The sequence below is a fragment of the Gellertiella sp. DMC107 genome (assembly GCF_056313605.1).
This window is the reverse complement of sequence record NZ_JBQUZZ010000001.1, coordinates 327713-344814: the sequence shown is the minus strand read 5'-3', so window position 1 is coordinate 344814 and position 17102 is coordinate 327713. Positions and strand designations below refer to the sequence as shown.

General features: G+C 61.3%; 16 protein-coding genes. 11 read left to right on the top strand and 5 right to left on the bottom strand.

Annotated elements, in window-relative coordinates; all coding sequences use genetic code 11:
* The first annotated feature begins 38 nt into the window (after positions 1 to 38).
* From lpxC to ACT54B_RS01525, 6 genes are all read left to right on the top strand, one after another.
* Complete coding sequence (gene lpxC, locus ACT54B_RS01550) at positions 39 to 995, top strand: UDP-3-O-acyl-N-acetylglucosamine deacetylase (RefSeq protein ID WP_476042346.1); 957 nt, start codon at positions 39 to 41, stop codon at positions 993 to 995.
* Positions 996 to 1207: 212 nt separating this feature from the next.
* Positions 1208 to 2053: an outer membrane protein assembly factor BamD gene (locus tag ACT54B_RS01545; protein WP_476042345.1), complete on the top strand. Its 846-nt coding sequence runs from the start codon at positions 1208 to 1210 to the stop codon at positions 2051 to 2053.
* A gap of 11 nt (positions 2054 to 2064) precedes the next feature.
* Positions 2065 to 3738 carry a DNA repair protein RecN gene (gene recN, locus ACT54B_RS01540; RefSeq protein ID WP_476042343.1) on the top strand — a complete coding sequence of 558 codons (1674 nt, stop codon included), beginning with the start codon at positions 2065 to 2067 and terminating at the stop codon, positions 3736 to 3738.
* Positions 3739 to 4069: 331 nt separating this feature from the next.
* Positions 4070 to 6241 carry an NAD-dependent DNA ligase LigA gene (gene ligA / locus ACT54B_RS01535; protein WP_476042341.1) on the top strand — a complete coding sequence of 724 codons (2172 nt, stop codon included), beginning with the start codon at positions 4070 to 4072 and terminating at the stop codon, positions 6239 to 6241.
* A complete protein-coding gene (locus tag ACT54B_RS01530) occupies positions 6238 to 6828 on the top strand; it encodes a 3'-5' exonuclease (protein ID WP_476043459.1) in 591 nt (196 codons plus the stop codon). Before ligA ends, ACT54B_RS01530 begins: the two co-directional genes overlap by 4 nt.
* Before the next feature lie 95 nt (positions 6829 to 6923).
* Positions 6924 to 7409 (top strand): CreA family protein, encoded by a 486-nt coding sequence (locus ACT54B_RS01525; protein ID WP_476043457.1) that lies wholly within the window; start codon positions 6924 to 6926, stop codon positions 7407 to 7409.
* Between the two features lie 358 nt (positions 7410 to 7767).
* On the opposite strand, the gene ACT54B_RS01520 is transcribed toward ACT54B_RS01525, so the two are convergent.
* The 3 genes from ACT54B_RS01520 to ACT54B_RS01510 form a co-directional block, all read right to left on the bottom strand.
* Entirely contained in the window at positions 7768 to 8232 is a 465-nt protein-coding gene (locus ACT54B_RS01520; protein WP_183364743.1) for a chemotaxis protein CheW, read from the bottom strand.
* A gap of 2 nt (positions 8233 to 8234) precedes the next feature.
* Positions 8235 to 10202: a methyl-accepting chemotaxis protein gene (locus tag ACT54B_RS01515; RefSeq protein ID WP_476042339.1), complete on the bottom strand. Its 1968-nt coding sequence runs from the start codon at positions 10200 to 10202 to the stop codon at positions 8235 to 8237.
* A 244-nt stretch (positions 10203 to 10446) separates the two neighbouring features.
* A complete protein-coding gene (locus tag ACT54B_RS01510) occupies positions 10447 to 11241 on the bottom strand; it encodes a DUF2189 domain-containing protein (RefSeq protein WP_476042337.1) in 795 nt (264 codons plus the stop codon).
* A 143-nt stretch (positions 11242 to 11384) separates the two neighbouring features.
* Here ACT54B_RS01510 and ACT54B_RS01505 point away from each other — a divergent pair, with 143 nt between their 5' ends.
* From ACT54B_RS01505 to ACT54B_RS01490, 4 genes are all read left to right on the top strand, one after another.
* Entirely contained in the window at positions 11385 to 11534 is a 150-nt protein-coding gene (locus tag ACT54B_RS01505) for a hypothetical protein (RefSeq protein WP_476042335.1), read from the top strand.
* 118 nt (positions 11535 to 11652) lie between these two features.
* A complete protein-coding gene (locus tag ACT54B_RS01500) occupies positions 11653 to 12258 on the top strand; it encodes an SCO family protein (RefSeq protein ID WP_476042333.1) in 606 nt (201 codons plus the stop codon).
* Between the two features lie 35 nt (positions 12259 to 12293).
* Positions 12294 to 13178: a 50S ribosomal protein L11 methyltransferase gene (locus ACT54B_RS01495; protein ID WP_476042331.1), complete on the top strand. Its 885-nt coding sequence runs from the start codon at positions 12294 to 12296 to the stop codon at positions 13176 to 13178.
* Between the two features lie 391 nt (positions 13179 to 13569).
* A complete protein-coding gene (locus ACT54B_RS01490) occupies positions 13570 to 15405 on the top strand; it encodes an aminopeptidase P family protein (protein ID WP_476042329.1) in 1836 nt (611 codons plus the stop codon).
* A gap of 136 nt (positions 15406 to 15541) precedes the next feature.
* On the opposite strand, the gene ACT54B_RS01485 is transcribed toward ACT54B_RS01490, so the two are convergent.
* Together ACT54B_RS01485 and ACT54B_RS01480 are read right to left on the bottom strand one after the other, a co-directional pair.
* Positions 15542 to 15856, bottom strand: coding sequence for an AzlD family protein (locus ACT54B_RS01485; protein ID WP_476042327.1), 315 nt, complete (start codon positions 15854 to 15856; stop codon positions 15542 to 15544).
* 3 nt (positions 15857 to 15859) lie between these two features.
* A complete protein-coding gene (locus ACT54B_RS01480) occupies positions 15860 to 16555 on the bottom strand; it encodes an AzlC family ABC transporter permease (RefSeq protein ID WP_476042326.1) in 696 nt (231 codons plus the stop codon).
* 239 nt (positions 16556 to 16794) lie between these two features.
* On the opposite strand from ACT54B_RS01480, the gene ACT54B_RS01475 reads away from it, so the two are divergent.
* Positions 16795 to 17061 carry a DUF2164 domain-containing protein gene (locus ACT54B_RS01475; protein WP_476042325.1) on the top strand — a complete coding sequence of 89 codons (267 nt, stop codon included), beginning with the start codon at positions 16795 to 16797 and terminating at the stop codon, positions 17059 to 17061.
* Positions 17062 to 17102: the final 41 nt, after the last annotated feature.

Below are 17102 nucleotides of genomic sequence, written 5' to 3'. Positions count from 1 at the left end.
TGCACAGGACGCGGTCAGGGACTGAGAAGGCATTGAGTATGGCCGCAGGGCTGCTTGGATTTCAAACCACAATCGCGGAACGCATCACGCTGTCAGGTATTGGCGTGCATTCCGGTGCGCCGGTTTCCATCACGTTCCACCCCACCGAATCGGGGTCCGGCATCATCTTCCAGCGCTTTGCGGGGGAAGAGCTGCTGGGCGAATACCGGGCCATTTCGGCTGAAGTGGGCAATACCGATCTCTGCACCGTTCTCGGAACGCATCCCCACCGGATGATTGCGACGGTCGAGCATGTCATGGCCGCCCTTTACGCTGCCGGCATCGATAATGTGGTCGTCGAGGTCCAGGGCGCTGAAATGCCGATCATGGACGGCAGCTCGGCCGCTTTTGTCGAGGCTATCGAGCAGGCCGGCATTCGCCAGCTGGGCGCCAAGCGTCGCTATATCCGGGTGGTCAAGCCCGTCCGGATCGAGGCTGGCCAGTCCTGGGCGGAGTTCCTGCCCTATGACGGTACCCGCTTCGACGTGGAAATCGATTTCGAAACACCGTTGATCGGTCGCCAGCGTTGGCAGGGCGATCTGACCCTCTCCACTTTCCGGGACGAGCTGTCGCGGGCGCGCACCTTCGGGTTCATGCGTGATGTGGAACGTCTGTGGGCGGCAGGCTTCGCGCTTGGTTCGTCGCTGGAAAACTCCGTGGTGATTTCGGACGACCATACCGTGATCAATATGGAAGGCCTGCGTTATGGCCATGACGAGTTCGTGCGCCACAAGACGCTCGATGCGGTCGGCGATCTCGCGATGGCGGGTGCGCAGTTCATCGGTTGCTACCGTTCCTATCGCGGCGGTCACAAGATCAACGCGCATGCGCTCAAGGCCCTGCTGAACGACCGGACCGCCTATGAAGTGGTGGAAAGCGCATCGGCGCGGCCGCGGGCAGGGGCTCGCGATTTCATCGCGGTGAATGCGCCGGAATTTGCGCCCTGGTCCGCTTGAGGCCAAGCCTGGAAAGACACAAGGGCCGCTTCAAGAAGCGGCCTTTTTTCTTGTTGGCGGGGGTCGGCATCGATGGTCGCCATAAAAATGCGTTAAAGAATCGACAATGCGTTGTTATCGAGCGCCCTTTGCTCTAGAAACGCCACACAGGTCCGCTCGGTCGGGCCGCTGTTTGAACCGGGTCCGAATAGGTAGTGCAAGGTTTGTCCAAAATGAATAAAACTGCGCGTGTGCTGCTGGTATCTCTTCTTCTCGCCGGCACAGGCACGTTTCTTGCCAGCTGCGAAACGGATCAGGACATCGACATTTCCAAGATCGGCATGGAATCCGATCCGCCGGAACTGCTCTACAATCAGGGTCTTGCCAACTTCAAGGCGGGCAATTCGACCGAAGCGCAGCGCAAGTTCGACGCCATCGACCGCCAGCATCCGTTCTCCGACTGGGCGCGCAAGGCGCTCGTCATGAGCACCTTCCTGAAGTATCGCGGCGGCGACTATGATGAGGCGATCACGACCGGTACGCGTTACATGCGCCAGTATTCCAACACGGAAGATGCCGCTTACGTGCAGTACCTGATCGGGCTTGCCTACTCCAAGCAGATTCCCGACGTCACCCAGGATCAGCGCGCCGCCGCGCAGACCATCGACGCCATGCAGAAGGTGGTCGATAACTATCCGAAGTCCGAATATGTGGAAGACGCGCAGACGAAGATCCGCTTCGCGCGCGACAACCTGGCCGGCAAGGAAATGCAGGTCGGCCGCTACTATCTGGAGCGCAAGGAATATCTGGCGTCTATCCAGCGCTTCCGCGTCGTGGTCGAGAAATATCCGAACACGAACCAGGTCGAGGAGGCCCTTGCCCGTCTGGTCGAGGCCTATTTCGCTCTCGGCATCGTTCAGGAGGCCCAGGCTGCTGCCGCCGTTCTTGGCCGGAACTATCCGGACAGCCAGTGGTATGCGGACAGCTACAAGCTCTTGCAGACCGGTGGTCTCGAGCCGCGCGAGAATGCGGGTTCGTGGATCAGCCGTGCGGCAAGCAAGATCGTTCTCGGCGGCTAAGACCGGACATCATGCTCGTACAGCTTTCGATCCGCGACATCGTCTTGATCGAACGTCTCGATCTCGGCTTCGATCGCGGTCTCTCTGTGCTGACGGGCGAAACCGGGGCCGGAAAATCCATTCTGCTAGACAGTCTTTCCCTCGCGCTCGGTGGGCGCGGGGATGGCGGCCTTGTGCGCCATGGGGAGGACAAGGGGCAGGTCACGGCCGTTTTCGATGTGCCGATGGATCACGGTGCGCGCCGCCTGCTGCGGGAAAATGGCATCGACGACGATGGCGACCTGATCTTCCGCCGCGCGCAGTCGGCCGATGGGCGCACCAAGGCCTATGTCAACGATCAGCCGGTCAGCGTCCAGCTGATGCGGCAGGCGGGACAGATGCTGGTGGAAATCCATGGCCAGCACGACGATCGCGCCCTTGTCGATACGGATGCGCATCGAACGCTGCTCGATGCGTTCGGCGGCCTGTCCGAAGAGGCGCTCTCCGTCGGCGGTCTTTATCGCACCTGGAAGGATGCCGAGCGTCAGCTGCGCAAGCACCGGGAAAAGGTGGAGGCCGCTGCCCGGGAAGCGGATTTTCTTCGCTCGGCTGTGGAGGAGCTGGGAAAGCTTTCTCCGACCGATGGCGAGGAAGAGGAGCTGGCAGAGCGCCGCCAGCGGATGATGAAGGCGGAGCGGATCGCAGGGGACATTGCGGAAGCTTCCGAATTCCTCAATGGCAATGCCTCGCCGGTACCCCACATTGCGTCGCTGGTGCGTCGGCTGGAGCGAAAGTCCCATGAGGCGCCCGGCCTTCTTGAGGAAACCGTCACCCTGCTCGATGCCGCGCTCGACCAGTTGTCGAATGCGCAAATGGCCGTGGAAACGGCCCTCCGGAAGACGGAATATGATCCGAAGGAATTGGAGCGCGTCGAAGAGCGGCTGTTTGCCCTTAGGGCCGCATCCCGGAAGTTCTCCGTGCCTGTTCCAGAACTGCCGGCGCTTGCGGTGCGGATGACGGCGGATCTCGCCGATCTGGATGCGGGCGAAGAGCGGTTGAAGCAGTACGAGAAAACGCTCGGCGAGGCGGAGGCGGCCTATTTTGCGGCGGCGGACAGCCTCTCGGCGAAGCGTCGCAAGGCGGCGGATGCCCTGGCCGAAACCGTGATGGCCGAACTGCCCGCGCTGAAGCTCGAGCGCGCGCGTTTCATGGTCGAAATGGACTCCCGGCGGGAGAATGCCGGGTCCGGTGGCATCGATATTGCAGAATTCCATGTGCAGACCAATCCGGGCACGCGCCCCGGATCCATCATGAAGGTTGCCTCCGGGGGGGAGCTGTCCCGGTTTCTGCTGGCGCTCAAGGTGGCCCTGGCGGATCGTGGCTCCGCTCCGACGCTGGTTTTCGATGAGATCGATACGGGCGTGGGTGGCGCTGTCGCGGATGCTATAGGGCAGCGCCTGAAGCGGCTTTCGGAGCGGGTGCAGGTGCTTTCCGTCACCCATGCACCGCAGGTCGCGGCCCGTGCGGCAACCCATTTCCTGATTTCCAAGGGACCGGCTGCCGGCGACGCCGCCAAGATCGCCACCCGCGTGGCCGTGATGCTGCCGGAAGACCGGGCGGAAGAGATTGCCCGCATGCTGTCGGGTGCCTCCGTGACCGACGAGGCCCGCGCGGCTGCCGCGCGGCTCATTGCCGGGGCAGGCTAGGGTCTTTTGTCTTTCTTTCGGGATTTCTTGGGGTTCCCGGAGGATGCTGTAACAGGCGCCGGGGCGCGCGGGTTTTCTTCACGATCAGCGTGATGGCTATCGGGAAAACCCGCATCTCATGCACCTCCCCATATACGGCAAGGCTTTTGCCTGTGGCGGGGAGCCCGTCTTCCCGGTCCACGCCTCCCGGCAAGGAGCCTGTCGTTTCTGCTGGATATGCAGATAAACTAACATTCATTCGTCCGGATCCAGGGCCACGCAGGTTTGGGCGCTTTGCAACGCATGGCTCCGTGATCTAAAACCGTCCAAGAGATTCCTGATGAGGCGGTTCATGCAGTTTCAGTTTCAAAAGCCGGTCGACACATTGAGCGAGGAAGAGGCGAGGGAAGAGCTTGCCTTGCTGGCGGCCGAGATTGCCCGTCATGACGCGCTCTATCACGGAAAAGACCAGCCCGAGATTTCGGACGCGGATTATGATGCGCTGAAGCGCCGAAACGATGCGGTAGAGAAGCGGTTTCCTGCCCTTTTGCGGTCCGACAGTCCCACAGGACGAGTCGGGTTCACGCCTCTGCCCACCTTTGCGCCGATCGTTCATGCCCGGCCCATGCTGTCGCTGGACAATACGTTCTCAGATGAGGACGTGCAGGATTTCGTGGCCAGTGTGTATCGCTATCTCGGCAAGTTGCCGGACGATTCCATCGCCTTTACCGCCGAGCCGAAGATCGACGGGCTTTCCATGTCGATCCGCTATGAAAATGGCCGGTTGGTGAATGCCGCGACGCGCGGCGACGGCACGACCGGGGAAAATGTGACCGCCAATATTCTGACGATTGCCGAGATTCCTCGCACGCTGCCGGCGAATGCATCTGCCGTCGTGGAGGTGCGCGGTGAAGTCTATATGGCCAAGAGCGATTTTCAGGCGCTGAACGCCCAGATGGAGGCCGAAGGCAAGCAGACCTATGTGAACCCGCGCAACACCGCCTCAGGCTCGCTCCGGCAGCTCGATCCGAAGGTGACCGCGGCGCGAAAACTGCGTTTCTTTGCCTATGCCTGGGGGGAGGTTTCGGAGATGCCGGCCGATACGCAATTCGGCATGGTGGAAACCTTCGCGGCCTGGGGTTTTCCCGTCAATCCCTTCATGAAGCGGCTCAATCGCATCGAGGATATTCTCGCTCATTACCGGGAAATCGGCCTGAAGCGGCCGGATCTCGATTATGACATTGACGGCGTCGTCTACAAGGTCGACCGGCTGGATCTGCAGGAGCGGCTCGGTTTCCGGTCGCGCAGCCCCCGCTGGGCGACCGCGCACAAGTTTCCGGCCGAGCAGGCGGTGACCCGGTTGACGGGCATAGACATTCAGGTTGGGCGCACCGGCGCCCTCACGCCGGTGGCCCGCCTGGACCCGGTCACGGTCGGCGGCGTCGTCGTGACCAATGCGACGCTTCACAATGAGGATTACATCCGCGGCCTCGGCAATTCGGGTGAGCCGATCCGTGAGGGCAGGGACATCCGCATCGGCGATATGGTGATCGTCCAGCGGGCCGGGGATGTCATTCCCCAGATCGTCGATATCGTGCCGGAGAAGCGTCCAGAAAACAGCATTGCCTATGAATTTCCGCGGACCTGCCCGGTTTGCGGCAGCCACGCTGTCCGGGAGGTCAACGAGAAGACCGGCAAGATGGATGCGGTGCGCCGCTGCACGGGCGGTTTCGTCTGTCGGGCGCAGGCGGTGGAGCACCTCAAGCACTTCGTCTCTCGCAACGCCTTCGACATCGAGGGGCTCGGGACCAAACAGGTCGACTTCTTCTTCGAGACGGACGATCCCTCGATCCAGGTGCGCACCGCGCCGGATATTTTTACCCTCGAAAAACGACAGCAGAGCGCGCTGGCACGGCTTGAAAACCGGGAAGGCTTCGGCCGGACCAGTGTTCGGAAGCTGTTCGATGCCATCAATGAGCGGCGATCCATTGCGCTGCACCGGTTGATTTTTGCGCTGGGCATCCGTCATGTCGGGGAAACGACGGCCAAGCTGCTTGCGCGCGCCTATGGCACCTATGCCGCATTTGCGGAGGCCATGGAGGCCGCCGCGCCCATGCATGGCAGTGCCTGGAACGAACTCAACGCCATCGAGGGCGTCGGCGAAGTGGTGGCGACTTCCATCGTCGAATTCTACAAGGAACCGCGCAACCGGGATGTGATCGGGCGCCTGCTGGAAGAAGTCACGCCTCAGGACGCGGAGCAGCCACAGACGACCGGAAGCCCGATTGCCGGCAAAACGATCGTTTTTACCGGATCGCTGGAGCGGATGAGCCGCGATGAAGCCAAGGCCGGTGCGGAAGCGTTGGGTGCCAAGGTCGCCGGGTCGGTCTCCAAGAAAACGGACATCGTCGTTGCGGGCCCCGGAGCCGGGTCAAAGCTTGAGAAGGCCCGCGAACTCGGTATCCAGACCATGGACGAGGACGAGTGGCTTGCCTTCCTCGCGGGGGCTTCGTCCGGATCGTGAAAGCGCTTGCCATCGATTTCGAAACCGCCAGCGAAGAGCGTGGCAGCGCCTGCTCGGTCGGTCTTGCCTGGGTGGAAGACGGTCAGGTCATCCGTGTGGAAGAGCGCCTGATCCGCCCCAGATCCATGCGGTTTTCCGCGATAAATATCGCCATTCATGGAATTCGGCCGGAGCATGTGGAAGATGCGCCGGAATTTCCGGAGGTCATGGAGGAGTTTTCGGAGGATTTTGCGAGGCTGCCCATGATCGCGCATAATGCCGCCTTCGACTTCTCCGTCTGGCGAGGCGCGCTGGACCAATACCGCATGGCCTATCCCGCAGTGACCTATTTCTGCACGCTGAAAATGGTTCAGAAGGTCTGGCCGCATCTGCCGTCGCATCGGCTGAACGTGGTGGCGGAGCATCTCAGCCTGCGCTTCCGGCACCACACCGCAGGCGAGGATGCGGCCGTCGCGGCCGCGGCCGCCATCGGCGTGGCGCGCAGCCTCGATGTCATCGACCTTCCCGCCGTCGCCTCGCGCATTCGCATGACACCCGGTCAGCTGCGCCCCGGCGGCTATCAGCCCTGCTCCTGTCGCAAGGTCTGATCATCTTCTCCTTGCGTGGCGCTCTTAAACTCCTATTTCTGGTGTAGATCGTTCCGCAGAGTGGATGGCTGAAAGGATGACCCATGACCAAGACGATGTTTCGAACCCTGGCCGGTGCTGCCCTCATGACCGTGGCGACGGCCTTGCCTGCCGGTGCAGATGTGGTGGGAAAAATCGGGGTGGACTGGATCGGCAACGATATCGTTGTGGAAGCCCTTGCAGACCCCAAGGTGCAGGGTGTGACCTGCCACGTCACCTATTTTGACCGAAGCGTGATCGACCGGCTGCAGAAGGGAAACTGGTTCGAGGATCCTTCCAACAATTCCATCGCGTGCCGGCAGACGGGGCCGATCACCATCGGAGACATCGAGCTTTCCGATGACGGCGAGGAAGTGTTCCGGCAGGGCATGTCGCTGATCTGGAAGAAGATGGTGGTAAACCGGATTTACGACCGGAAGAACGATACGCTGGTCTATGTGGTGCATACGCGGCAGGTGACGGACGGATCCGCCAAGATGGCGATTTCCACCGTGCCCCTCTACGGTCAGTCGGTCACGTGGAAGGACGGGAAGCCTCAATAGGCATGCGGTGAAACGATTAGATAATCCTCACCCAAAAATGGTCCGATTTTTTTGGGGCGGCAGCGCGGATAATAGACGAAAGGCTCTTCCGTTATCTCGATTCTTGTGCAAACCTTGGATTGTACAAAGCGACTGCGTCGGAGCATGAAAACCAGCGTAGGCGCCTCCTGTGCACGCCCGGATCGGCTCGGTGGCGTTACCCCAGCTGCCGAAGCCCCCAACAAAAGCCTCGAACCCTCATTGGTTCGGGGCTTTTTGTTTTCCTGCCGTCCCGTCGATGGGCAGACGGGGCGCCGTAGATAAAAATACGCCGCTCCTGCGAGATGAGCGGCGTATCGTGATTGCAACCTTAAGGGTGTTATGCCGCCTGGGCGAGTTCGTCGGCGATAACCGTGTCCAGATTGAGGAAGCACACCATCGATTTTTCGAGGGCGACGATGCCACGGCAGAAGGCGCGCTGTGCTTCCGGAATGATCTCCGGCGGCGGCTGAAGGTCTTCGCTGCGGATGGTCATCATGTCGGAAACCTGCTCGACCAGCAGGCCGACCAGCTTGCCGGCAATATCGGTCACGATGATCGCGGAGCGCTCGGACGGCTCGGTATGGTTCATGCCGAGGCGGCAGGCCATATCGATGACCGGGATAACGGCGCCGCGCAGGTTGATGAGACCCAGCACATAGGGCGGCGTGTGCGGCATCGGGGTGACCGGCGCCCAGCCGCGAATTTCCCTGATCGCCATGATGTCGATGCAGAATTCCTGATCGGCAAGATGGAAGGACACGATTTCCAGATACGCACCGGACTGCTTGATGGCGTTCGACATGATCAGAATTCTTCCCAGTTATCGCTGGCACGAACAGGTCCTGCCTGTGCGGCTGCGCTGCTTCTATTCAATGCACCGGCGAGTTTGGTCACCAGAGCCCGGGCGGGAGACGCCTGTGGTGCATGTGTCTCCTTGGCGGTCTTGGGGACAGAATATTCGAGATTTCTTTCCCGGAGCTTAAAGTGGCTGATCGCCTGCATCAGCTTGTCCGCGTCCTGCGCCAGCGAATGGCTGGCCGCGCTGGTTTGCTCGACCATCGCCGCGTTCTGCTGCGTGACCTGGTCCATCTGGTTGACCGAGGTGTTCACTTCCGACAGACCGGTGTTCTGTTCCTGTGTATCGGTTGCGATCGACAGGACGTGATCGCTGATCCGCACGACGTCCTCGCCGATGTGCTGCAGCACATCGCCGGTGGCGGTAACGAGGCTGACGCCGTTGCGAACTTCCTCTCCCGACTTGTTCACGAGCGTCTTGATGTCCTTGGCGGCGGTGGCCGCGCGTCCGGCCAGTTCGCGCACTTCCTGGGCGACGACGGCGAAACCCTTGCCGGCTTCTCCGGCGCGGGCTGCTTCGACGCCCGCATTGAGGGCCAGCAGGTTGGTCTGGAAGGCGATTTCGTCGATGACGTTGATGATCTTGCCGATTTCGCGCGACGCATCCTCGATGCGCTCCATGGCCGCCATGGCATCGGACACGACCTTGCCGGAGCGCTCCGAAGTCTGCCGTGTCGCTTCCACCATGCGCCCGGCTTCACCCGCCTTGTCGGCGGAATTGCGCACACGCGTCGTGATCTGCTCGATGGCGGCTGCGGTCTCTTCCAGGGATGCGGCCTGGTGTTCGGTGCGCTTGGCCAGGTCTTCGGCGGCCGAACGCATCTGCCTGCTGTAGGACTGGATCGACATGGAATTCTGCCGGATATCCCCGACGATGGATTGCAGTTCGACGACCGTCCGGTTGAAGTCCAGGCGCAGGCGCTCCAGATCGGAGCGGAAAGGGGAATCGATTGTGAAGGTAATGTCACCGCTCGCCAGCCTTCCAAGCCCGTCCGCCAAAGCATCCACCGCAAGGCGGATGGCGTCGGCATCAGCCTTGTCGGCCGCTTCTGCCTCCTGCCGCTCCCGGTCGAGAGCCAGACGGGCATTTTCCGTCTCGCTTTCCAGCACCTTTTTCTCTGCGGCAGCCTGACGGAAAAGATCCGTGGCGCGCGCCATCTCGCCAATTTCGTCGCCCCGGTCGATCATCTGGACCGGTGTGGACATGTCGCCGCCCAGGATTCGCTGCATGCTTTCCCGAACAGCCAGAATGCCGCTTTTCAGCTTGTTGCCATGGACGAATTGCAGCACGGATACGACGGTCAGCGCAATCAGGCCCGCAATCAGCTGGATATAGAGCGATGTTTCCGAGGCATTTTCTGCGGCGATCAGGCGCTCTCTGACCGCCACATTGCCTTTCTCGGCCATGTCGGACAGCAAGGTGGCCATCGTGTCGCCTGAACGATCGATGGTATCGTCGATGGCGCCATAGGCTTCCTCGGCGGCACCCTGCTCGACAAGGGTCTTGAGATCGACGGAAATCGCCTTGGAAAGGGCGGCGAGATCGGCGCCGAATTCGGTGATGGAACCCGTCTGGCCGAGGCTCGCGGCAAGGCTTTCCAGAGCGGGCCTGCCTTCGCTGAGCTGCTGGATTGCATTTTCGATGATCGCCTGGCGTTCGGGCAGGACCTTCTTTTCGGCCTTGTCGACCAGCGTATCCATGGCGGCGAGCACCATGGTGACATTGGCGTGACGCATGGCCACGACCGTTTGGACATTCTGCCGGATCTGCTCTGCCTCTCCGAGATCGGCAGTAATCATGCGGCTTTCGAAAGCGCCTACCGCAATGATGGACATGACGCCGGCTGCGGCGCTGATGCCGAGGGTCAACAGACGCTGGCTGACCGATAAACTTCTTCGAGCGGTCTTTGATGACATGAATTCCTCGCCAGGCCGCACGCGGCGGCTTGAAGCCGAATGATCGGGATCATGCACAAGCCCGGGACGGGGGACGATGGATGCGTCGCTTTTTTCAACGGTCAACCGCCCGCTTCAGGCCGTGTGCGCGGCGTGAAGCGGGTTGGCGGGTTTCCGCTCTCCATAAAAATGGTATCCACCAATGTTTAAGCTTTTGATAATCAAAAATAGAAATAAAATTCTAAACCAAAGCACGAACCGTGCCTCAGGACACGTCAATCGTTGCGCGATAGACGTGCCAGGTGGCATGGCCGAGGACCGGCAGCACGAGCAGCAGGCCGACGAATGCGGGGAGCAGAGCGGCCAGCGCCGACGCGCCAACGATAAAGCCGAATGTGAGCAGGGCGACGGGGTTTTCCATCACCGAGCGGATGCTGGTGATCATGGCGGTGATGAAATCCACCTCGTGATCGAGCAAAAGCGGCATGGAAATGACGGTCACGGAGAACAGGATCGTGGCGATGACAGCCCCCACGATGGTGCCGACCCCGAGAAACAGCAGCCCCTGCGTGGTGGAAACGATCACGACCATCAGGGCGTCGAGTTCCGCAGGCGCCTTGTATCCGAGAAACAGGGCGAACAGCAGCCGGACCTGATAGATCCAGATCCAGAAAATGAAGAGGACGACGAAGGCCATCCAGGACAATTGCCGTTCCCGCTGGCGAAACACTTCCGCCAGAATGGCGGACCAGGTGATCGGCACGTTCTGCTCCCTCCGGCGGCTGATTTCGTACAGGCCGACGGCAATGAAGGGGCCGATCAACGGAAAGCCGATGGCGACCGGAATGATCAGCCAGGGAAGGTGATAGACGGTCAGGGCCGTAACGATGAAAAGGCCGCCCAGCACATAAATGGCCCCGAAGAACAGGCCGAAGCGCAGATGAGAGCGGAAATCGTCCATTCCGAGCATCAGCGCCCGGCCAATATCGCCGACCGATACTTTTCTGATGCGAATGCGCCGTGTGGGCGCGGCTCCCTCCGTCATGCCAGCACTTTCCATCCGTCATCCTCCCCGAAGACTGCGATTGCGGCCAGTGTTCCGTGGAACAAGATCGGCGTCTTTGAATTTTGTCAAGAAATTCAAGGGAAGTATTCAAAAATCGCTGTCTTTGCTCCGCGGGGGCTTTCGGATATAATGCGGCCATGCGTCCTGAAGCGATCCGTTGGCCGCTCGCCCTGAGCGTCGTCATTCTGTCCGGTCTCGTCCTTGCCCTCGGCATGGCGGGCTGGATTCGGCACGCGGCCGATCTCATGCTTTCGCTGGGGCAGGCCGGGCTTTCCTGGTGTCTCTGAAGTCCCGTGCGGCATATCGGCCTTGATCGCGGCTTCACGCTGCTCGTGATTTGCATCCCGTCGCTGGCCGGGCTATCAGCAGCGTCCATATGATGATCCCATTATCAGGAGGCTCCGCATGCGCTCGGTCCGCATCATGCTCTGGTCTGCCACGCTCGTCCTTGCGGCGCTTGTCGCGGTGCTTGGCTACACCTACACGCGCTCGGGCGATCAGCTCGCGGAAGCGCCCTTCGGCGTTCCCTTCCAGCTCGTCAGGCAGGATGGTACGCCCGTCAGCGAGAAGGACCTGCAAGGCAAGCCGACCGCGCTTTTCTTCGGCTTTACCCACTGCCCGGATGTATGTCCCACCACCTTGTTCGAGATGGACAACTGGCTGAAGACGGTCGACCCTGATGGCACCAAGCTGCAGGCATTCTTCGTGACCGTGGATCCGGAGCGGGATACGCCGGCCATCATGAAGGAATATGTTTCCAACGTGACCAGCCGCATTACCGGCATTTCCGGCGATCCGGCCAAGGTGATGGACATGGTGAAGGGCTTCCGGGTCTATGCCAAGAAGGTGCCCACCGATCCGGCAAAGCCGGATGGCGAATATGTGATGGACCACACGGCCTCTGTTTTCCTTCTGGACGACAAGGGCCGTTTTGCCGGCACCATCGCCTATCAGGAAGATCCGAAGGTGGCCGAGACCAAACTGAAAAACCTGATTACCCGCAATCTCTGATCCCACGCCCCCCGCATCCCCGAAGGATCCTGCCTGTGAGTGAAATCCGTCTCTTCATTTCAACGACCGAGGCTCGTGCCGAACGGTTTCTGGAACGCCTGACCGATGTCTTCGGGGAGGAGGATTTCGCCATCGGCACCACCGAAATCGACGAGAAGACGGATCTGTGGGAAGCGTCCATCTATATGATGCGGGAGGATGAAGAGGCCGTCCATCCTCGCTTTCTCGCCTGCCTGACGGACGAGTTTGCCGGCCTTTCCATCGAACGCGAGGTGCTGCCGGACGTGGATTGGGTGGCCAAGTCGCTCGAGGGTCTCAAGCCTGTCAGGGCAGGGCGCTTCCTGGTGCATGGCTCGCATGACCGGGACAAGGTGCGGCAGGGCGATATCGCGATCGAGATCGATGCGGGACAGGCCTTCGGCACGGGGCATCACGGTACGACCGCCGGATGCCTGGAAGTGATCGAGCAGGTGGTGCGGTCCCGCAAGCCGCGCCATGCGCTGGATCTCGGCACCGGCAGCGGCGTTCTGGCAATCGCGGTGCGCAAGCTGACCCATATCCCGGTGCTGGCGACCGACATCGACCCGATTGCCACGCGGGTTGCGGCCGAAAACGTGCGGCGGAACGGCATAGCCACGGGCATCGCCATGGAAACGGCGCCCGGCTTCCATTCCACCGCGTTTCGGCGCCACGGGCCTTTCGACCTCATCATTGCCAATATCCTGGCGCGGCCGCTGATGCGCATGGCACCGGACCTGGTGAAGCATCTGATGCCGGGCGGATCGGTCATTCTCTCGGGCATTCTGGCAAGCCAGCGCTGGAAGGTGCTTTCGGCCTATAACGGCGTGCATCTGCGCCACGTGCGAACCATATGGCGTAACGGCTGGGTGACAATCCATCTCGACAGTCCGCTCGCCTGAGGGCGGACATTTCTCCCGGCCAGAAAAGCAAAAAGGCGGTGCCGAAGCACCGCCTGTGGATCAGTCTGACCTGATCTTGCCCGCAAGCCTGGGAGGAGGAGGTGGCTCAAGCGGGCGCCCGATACCTTGCATCCGGTCGAAGGGAGGGAGGAGGATCTCGACGGGTCGTTCGGTATCAAGTTTTATTTGCTTCGATGAATGTCGTTTGCGACATCGCTTCGATGGGCGCGTTCTAACATTTTTTACCGGCTGGTAAATATGCGATTGCGCATAACCGATATGCACTCTTCGCATGAGAATGAAAGGGGCTGCGCTCTGCCTGCAAGCCCGTTTGTCCTGCGACAAATCCCGTTTATGGTCTGACAAACGGAATCGGACAGGGACCACCACCATGTTTCAGAGTTTTGACGTCACAGCGACCCCGCAATTCGGCCGGACCCGCATCGAGGCCCTGCGTGCCGCCTTCGACGGTGATGGTGTGGACGCGGTGCTGGTGCCCCGGGCCGACGAGTTCCAGGGCGAGTATGTGCCGCCATCGGCGGAGCGCCTGGCCTATATGACGGGGTTTACGGGGTCGGCGGGCATCCTGCTTGTCACCCGCGAGCAGGCGGTGGTGTTCGTCGACGGTCGCTACGTGACCCAGCTCGCCGAACAGGTGGATGCGACGGTCTTCACGCCGGGCGATCTGGTCAACGAGCCGCCGCATCTCTTCATCACGCGCAAGGCGCTGAAGGGGCTGCGTCTCGGCGTGGATCCGTGGATGCATACCGGGGCCGACATTGCCCGGCTGGAAAAAGCCCTTCAGGAGGTGGGAGGGAGCCTGGTTTTCCTTCCCCATAATCCGGTCGACCGCATCTGGACGGATCGTCCCGCCGAGCCGCTCGGTCAGGTCTCGGTGCAGGATCTTCCCCAGGCCGGTGAGCTGGCCATTCACAAGATCGAGGCGATCCGCCGGCAGCTCGCGGAGAAGGGGCAGGACGGGGTGTTGATCACCGATCCGTCGTCCCTCGCCTGGATCTTCAACATTCGCGGGCTCGACGTGCCGCGCACGCCGCATCCGCTGGGGCGGGCCATCATTCATGCGGATGGCAAGCCGGACATTTTCCTCGACCGCCGCAAGACGGGCATCGAGGCGGAAGCCTATCTCGGCCAGCTCGCCCATCAGCGCAGACCCTCGGATCTGGTGCCGGTTCTCGAAGGGCTTGCGCGGGCCGGCAAGAAGATTGCCCTCGATCCCGATCTGGCGCCGTTCGCGCTGGTGCGGCTGATCCGCGAGGCAGGCGGGGAGGTCATCGAGGCGACGGATCCGGCAAAGGTGCCGCGGGCGACGAAAAACCAGGCCGAGCTCAACGGTTCTGCCGCTGCGCATCTGCAGGATGGAGCCGCCATGGTGGAATTCCTCGCCTGGCTTTCCGGCGTGAAGCCGGGCTCGATCACGGAAATCGATGCGGCCAGACAGCTCGAGCAGTGCCGCCGTGCGGTGGGCGAGCGGATGCAGAACCCGCTGAAGGACATATCCTTCGATACCATCGCCGGCGCCGGAGAGCATGCGGCGATCATGCATTACCGGGTGACCACGGAGACGGACCGGACCATCGCGCCCGGCGAGCTCTTCCTGATCGATTCAGGGGGCCAATATATCAATGGCACGACGGATATTACCCGTACGGTCGGGATCGGCGAGGTGCCGGAGGAACAGCGGCGCTTCTTCACGCTGGTGCTGAAAGGGATGATCGCGATTTCGACCGCCCGCTTCCCCAAGGGCACCCGTGGGCTCGATCTCGACGGGCTGGCGCGCATTGCGCTCTGGAAGGCGGGGGCGGATTATGCCCATGGCACCGGCCATGGGGTTGGCTCCTATCTCTCGGTCCATGAAGGCCCTCAGGGCATTTCGCGGCGCGCGGCACAGGAGCTTTTGCCCGGCATGATCCTCTCCAACGAGCCGGGTTACTACCGGCCCGGCGCCTTCGGGATCCGGATCGAGAACCTCATCTACATCAGGGAACCGGAGGAGATCGAGGGCGGCGACATCGCCATGCTGGGTTTCGAAACCCTGACCTTCTGCCCGATCGACCGTTCGCTGATCGTCACCGGCCTGCTGACGCGCGAAGAATTGCTCTGGATCGACGCCTATCATGACGCCACCCGGGAGCGGTTGCTGCCCCTGCTTGTGGACGAAGAGATCCGTCAATGGCTGGTCGAAGCGACCAAACCCCTGCGGGTCTGAGAGGGACCTAGATCCCGGGGGCGCCTTGACGCCCCGGGGATGCGGCCGATCCCGCCCGGGGACTTCATCCGTCGCTTGAAGACGCCTGACAGTCTGATTCAGCCGGCTGGCCGAAGTGACTGATGCGGAATCGCTTTTACCAGCCCATGCCGTGACGCAGCGTCATCACCACCACCCAGGCGGCGGCCAGCATGGTCAGCACGTTCATCCGAAGGCCGACGACGAGCGCTATCGCCATGGCGATCTTGAGTTCCGGCCCGCCCGCATAGAAATTGGGCGCCACGAGCGTGGTGAGCACGGCGGCCGGAACGGCGTTGAGGGCCGCATCGAGCCGGGGCGGGATGCTCTTCATCCGGGAAATCAGCAGATAACCGCCGATACGGGTGGCGAAGGTGGCGACGGCTGCAGCGACGATGAGCAGCATCATGTCGAGGTGCATGATCTTGTCCATGGCTCAGGCCTCCGTTCCGGTTGGCTTCACCGGCAGCAGGGCCGCGACGAGCACGCCGGACAGCGCCCCCACGCTGACATGCCAGGGCGAGCCGATATAGCGATAGGCGAGGATGGAGGCGAGGGCGGCGGTGATCGCCACGGGCAGGAAGTTCGGCCGCTTGCGGAAGCCGAAGACGAGCCCGAGGAAATAGACCGGCAGCAGCACATCCAGTCCGATCACTTTCGGATCGCTGATCAGGTTGCCGAGAAACGCGCCGATAATGGTGACGATCAGCCAGGGCACGTAGATGATCGTTCCAAGCCCCATATACCAGGAGAAGGACACGGTGCGCCCGGATTCGCCCCGCTTGTAGGTTTCCGCAAACTGGGGATCGGTCAGCAGGAAGAAGGTCAGGAATTTCTGGAACGGCCCGAAATGCCCGATGAACTTCGCCATGGAGGCAGAATAGAGAATGTGGCGGAAGTTCACCGCAAAGATGGACAGGATGATCAGCCAGGGCTGGACGTGATGGCCGAACAGTTCCAGGCCGACGAGCTGGCTTGCGCCGGCAAAGACGGTCGCGCTCATGAAGGCGGCTTCGAAGACCGTCTGGCCGTTCTGCACCGCCACCGCGCCGAACAGGGCGCCGAAGGGCGCAGCCGAAACGAAGATTGGCAGACCGGTGCGCAAACCCTCGCGAAAATCAGATTGCCGCATTCCAGACTCCGAATAGAAATATCTCCCCGACCTAGCCCCGGCGCGGTTCATCGACAAGCGCGTTCCATTGATAGGCCAATCGAAAATGCTGATCGTTCAGTTTCGTCACCATTTTCGCGCAAGCCAGCACCCGGAAGATCGGAGCAGGAAGACATGAGAGTCTTCCTGTCAAAGAGGGCACGCATCATGATGGTGAACCGGCTTGCCGGCGGTGTCGTTTCCGAGAGGTACATGCGTTCATGAAAAAAGTGGAATTTTCCAAAGACCAGAAGACCGCCATTGCCCGTCGGGTGCAGCGCTACTTCATGGAACAGCTTGATTGCGAGATCGGAACCGTTTCGGCCATTTTCCTTCTCGACTTCTTTGCCGACGAAATCGGCGGACATTTCTACAATCGCGGTCTGATCGACGCGCACGAAGCTCTTTCCGCCCGGCTTGACGATGTCTTCGACGAGGTGTGGAAACTGGAAATGCAGACCGCGCCCGTGCAACGGCACAATGCCTGATCATCCGTAGGGATCAGCCTTCGGCAGCGCCCTCGCGGCGC

What these genes read in the sequence shown, in the direction of transcription:
- ACT54B_RS01545 (WP_476042345.1), top strand. Translation starts at nt 1,208, where the DNA reads ATGAATAAAACTGCGCGTGTGCTGCTGGTATCTCTTCTTCTCGCCGGC.
- ACT54B_RS01475 (WP_476042325.1), top strand. Translation starts at nt 16,795, where the DNA reads ATGAAAAAAGTGGAATTTTCCAAAGACCAGAAGACCGCCATTGCCCGT.
- ligA (WP_476042341.1), top strand. Translation starts at nt 4,070, where the DNA reads ATGCAGTTTCAGTTTCAAAAGCCGGTCGACACATTGAGCGAGGAAGAG.
- ACT54B_RS01525 (WP_476043457.1), top strand. Translation starts at nt 6,924, where the DNA reads ATGTTTCGAACCCTGGCCGGTGCTGCCCTCATGACCGTGGCGACGGCC.
- ACT54B_RS01510 (WP_476042337.1), bottom strand. Translation starts at nt 11,241, where the DNA reads ATGGAAAGTGCTGGCATGACGGAGGGAGCCGCGCCCACACGGCGCATT.
- ACT54B_RS01490 (WP_476042329.1), top strand. Translation starts at nt 13,570, where the DNA reads ATGTTTCAGAGTTTTGACGTCACAGCGACCCCGCAATTCGGCCGGACC.
- recN (WP_476042343.1), top strand. Translation starts at nt 2,065, where the DNA reads ATGCTCGTACAGCTTTCGATCCGCGACATCGTCTTGATCGAACGTCTC.
- ACT54B_RS01515 (WP_476042339.1), bottom strand. Translation starts at nt 10,202, where the DNA reads ATGTCATCAAAGACCGCTCGAAGAAGTTTATCGGTCAGCCAGCGTCTG.
- ACT54B_RS01485 (WP_476042327.1), bottom strand. Translation starts at nt 15,856, where the DNA reads ATGGACAAGATCATGCACCTCGACATGATGCTGCTCATCGTCGCTGCA.
- lpxC (WP_476042346.1), top strand. Translation starts at nt 39, where the DNA reads ATGGCCGCAGGGCTGCTTGGATTTCAAACCACAATCGCGGAACGCATC.
- ACT54B_RS01505 (WP_476042335.1), top strand. Translation starts at nt 11,385, where the DNA reads ATGCGTCCTGAAGCGATCCGTTGGCCGCTCGCCCTGAGCGTCGTCATT.
- ACT54B_RS01500 (WP_476042333.1), top strand. Translation starts at nt 11,653, where the DNA reads ATGCGCTCGGTCCGCATCATGCTCTGGTCTGCCACGCTCGTCCTTGCG.
- ACT54B_RS01480 (WP_476042326.1), bottom strand. Translation starts at nt 16,555, where the DNA reads ATGCGGCAATCTGATTTTCGCGAGGGTTTGCGCACCGGTCTGCCAATC.
- ACT54B_RS01520 (WP_183364743.1), bottom strand. Translation starts at nt 8,232, where the DNA reads ATGTCGAACGCCATCAAGCAGTCCGGTGCGTATCTGGAAATCGTGTCC.